Source organism: Actinosynnema sp. (assembly GCF_052038725.1).
Genome location: NZ_JBQGCX010000298.1, coordinates 1 through 2,898, shown reverse-complemented (window position 1 = coordinate 2,898; position 2,898 = coordinate 1). Strand labels below are relative to the sequence as shown.

Sequence of the window (2,898 nt, the reverse complement as noted above, 5' to 3'; positions counted from 1 at the left end):
GCGTCGAATTTTCGACCGCATGGGGGATCAATGTCAGGCATGCAATTGTGGAAAACAAGTCTCGGGCTCCTGTTCGACCGCAGGGCGCAGATCGGGAAACCGATGTTCTTCCGGCTGAGCCGTCCCATGGACATCGACCCGTCGGGGCAGTCGATCGTCGACCTCCCGGCGCTCGCGGAGATCGTCCGGAACACGGCGGGCGCCCTGCACGCGGCGGGCGTGCGGGCGGGCGACCGGGTCGCGGTGTATAAGGAGAACCACTTCGACTGCCTGCTGATCGCCGCCGCGGCGGTCCGGGTGGGCGCGATCCCGGTGATGCTGTCGGGCCTGCTGCCGCCGGACACCGCGCGCCCGCTGCTCCAGCGCGTGGAGCCGTCGCTGCTGATCGGCACCCGGCGGCTGCTGGAGGAGGAGGACTCGAACGGGGAGCTGCTCTCCGCGTTCGCCGAGCGGACGCTGTGCCTCGACGGGGACGTGCCCGGCGCGCTGCGCCTGACCGACCTGCTCGGCGGGCCGACGCCCGAGTTCGTGCCGCGCGGCGACGACGAGCTGATGATGCTCACCCACACCTCGGGCACGACCGGCATCCCGAAGCTGATCATGTACACCCCGGAGAAGCTCCAGGGGCAGATGGCACGGCTGGAGTGCCGCAAGCTGCCGCCGCTCACCTTCACCCGCGACGACGTCGCCGCGATGTTCCTGCCGTACGTGCACGCCCGCGCGTTCACCTGGATCTACTCGGTGCTCACGCTCTCGCCCGCGACGACCCTGCTGGTGAGCGAGAACGACCCCGAGGTGGTCGGCCCGCTGCTGCGGCAGCACCGGCCCACCGTGATCGAGGCGCTGCCGATCGACTTCCAGAGGCTGATGCCGCTCGCCGACGAGAACGGCGGCGACGCGTTCGCCGCCGTGCGCATGTTCATCGGCAACTTCGACGCCATGCGCTGGTCGGTGATCCGGGTGTTCCTGAACGCCTCGAGGCACCGGTTCCCGGTGTGGCGCGAGGGCTACGGGCAGTCGGAGACCGGCGGCATGGGGATGACCATGATCACCCGCTACCGGGCGAACAAGCGGCGCGACGAGAACCCCGGACCGCGCAAGGTCGGGCGGCCCATGCCGGGGTTCGTGGAGCTGAAGGTCGTGGACCCGGAGACGTTCCGGCCGGTGCCGACCGGGCAGCCGGGGGTGGTGCTGGCCAAGACCAAGGCCCGCTGCGTCGGCTACTACAAGGAACCCGAGCGGTGGCGCGAGAAGGCCGTCGGGGAGTGGTGGAACACCGGCGACATCGGGCTGATGACCAGGACCGGCGCGCTCATGCTGCTGGACCGGGAGGTGAACCACACGCCGGGCGGAAGCTGCCTGGAGCACGAGGACGTGATCGTGGAGCGCCTGCCCAGGGGCCACGACGTGGCGCTGCTGCCGGTGCCGGACGGCCCGCCGGTGCCGGTCGTGGCCGCGCCGGGCGGCGAGCTGGACCGGGAGCGGTGGCGCGCCGCGGTGCGCGGGGTGCCCGAGCTGGCGGAGCCCGTCGTGATCGACTTCGAGGACATGCCCAGGACCGGCACCGGCAAGATCCTGCGGCAGGAGCTGCGCAGGCGGCACCTGGACGGCGTGGGCAGCCCCGGTCACGGGCGGTGGACGTGAGCGCCGCGCCCGAGCCCGACCGGCGGGGCGCGTTCACCGTCGAGCCGTTCACCGAGGAGTCGCGGCTGATCTGGGAGCGGCGCGAGCACGTGGTGTTCGGCGTGAGCCCCGGCAACAGCTACTTCCAGGTGCCCAGGATGGCGGAGCTGTTCGGGTGGCTGCGCGGCGAGTCCGACCGGATCGACGTGGTCATCCCGGACTCGGCGCTGGTGCACACCTACCTGGCGCTGGGCTACGAGGAGCGGCGGGCCGAGCGCACGGCGCGCGCGGCGATCAACGTGCTGCGCAACCGGGTCGGCCGGGCCTGGGAGGAGGCAGGCGGGCCTCGGCCCGGCGACGGGCTGAACCTGATGTCGGAGCTGGAGGACGGCGAGGTGTACCGGGCGCGGCTGGCCGAGTGCGAGCGGGCGCTGCGCGAGGACGAGGTGCTGTGGGGCACCAGCGCCGAGATGAGCCGGGAGGTGCTGGCCCTCAAGGGGTACCGGGGCACGGCCAGCGACGAGCAGGTGGAGCGGGCCATGCGGTACCTGCTCGCCGAGCTGCCGTTCTTCCTGGCGTCCAGCGAGATCTTCGACGTGCCGACGTCGGTGAACTTCTACCACCGCAAGCTCCCGCTGGCCGAGGTGGTCTTCTCCGGCGCGTCCCTGCTGCGGGCGTCCCCGCGCCAGGCGTACGCCACCATCCGCCCGGCGGGCTGACACCCGCCCGGCACGACGGGCACTGCGGTTCCACGACACGGACTGGGGGTTCCATGACGCAGTACGACTCGCTGGCCGAGAAGCTCGGCGACATCGAGAAGGCGATCGGCTTCTACCGGGAGCACGTGGAGTTCCCGTCGTTCTTCCGCGCGCTGGGCCCGGTGGAGGGCAAGCGGGTGCTGGACGTCGGGTGCGGGGACGGGATCTACGCCCGGCTGGTCGCCGAGCGCGGCGCGACCGAGGTGGTGGGCACCGACTCGTCGGCCGGGATGATCCGGTTGGCCGAGGCCGCCGAGGCGGCGCGCCCGCTGGGGGTGCGCTACCACGTGCACGACGCGGCGACGATGCCCGCGCTGGGCGAGTTCGACGTGGTCGTCGCGGTGAACGTGCTGCACTACGCGGGCAGCCGGGAGGCGCTGGACGGCATGTGCGCGCAGATCGCCTCGAACCTGGCCCCCGGTGGGCGGTTGCTGGCGTACGTGGGGAACGCGGACTGCGACAACGAGGCGGCCCGCGACTTCGGGTTCTTCGTGGACCGGCCGGTGGGGCTGCTGGA

General features: G+C 72.0%; 3 protein-coding genes. All 3 read left to right on the top strand.

The window, feature by feature from the left end:
* Window positions 1–39: 39 nt before the first annotated feature.
* On the top strand, window positions 40–1,644 hold the full coding sequence (locus tag ACTUAL_RS05920; RefSeq protein WP_232519967.1) for a class I adenylate-forming enzyme family protein: 1,605 nt from the start codon (window positions 40–42) through the stop codon (window positions 1,642–1,644).
* A complete protein-coding gene (locus ACTUAL_RS05915) occupies window positions 1,641–2,342 on the top strand; it encodes a tRNA-dependent cyclodipeptide synthase (protein ID WP_440899533.1) in 702 nt (233 codons plus the stop codon). Before ACTUAL_RS05920 ends, ACTUAL_RS05915 begins: the two co-directional genes overlap by 4 nt.
* A 53-nt stretch (window positions 2,343–2,395) precedes the next feature.
* Window positions 2,396–2,898 (top strand): class I SAM-dependent methyltransferase (locus ACTUAL_RS05910; RefSeq protein ID WP_440899532.1); only part of this gene is annotated, 503 nt, incomplete at its 3' end.

What these genes read in the sequence shown, in the direction of transcription:
- ACTUAL_RS05920 (WP_232519967.1), top strand. Translation starts at nt 40, where the DNA reads ATGCAATTGTGGAAAACAAGTCTCGGGCTCCTGTTCGACCGCAGGGCG.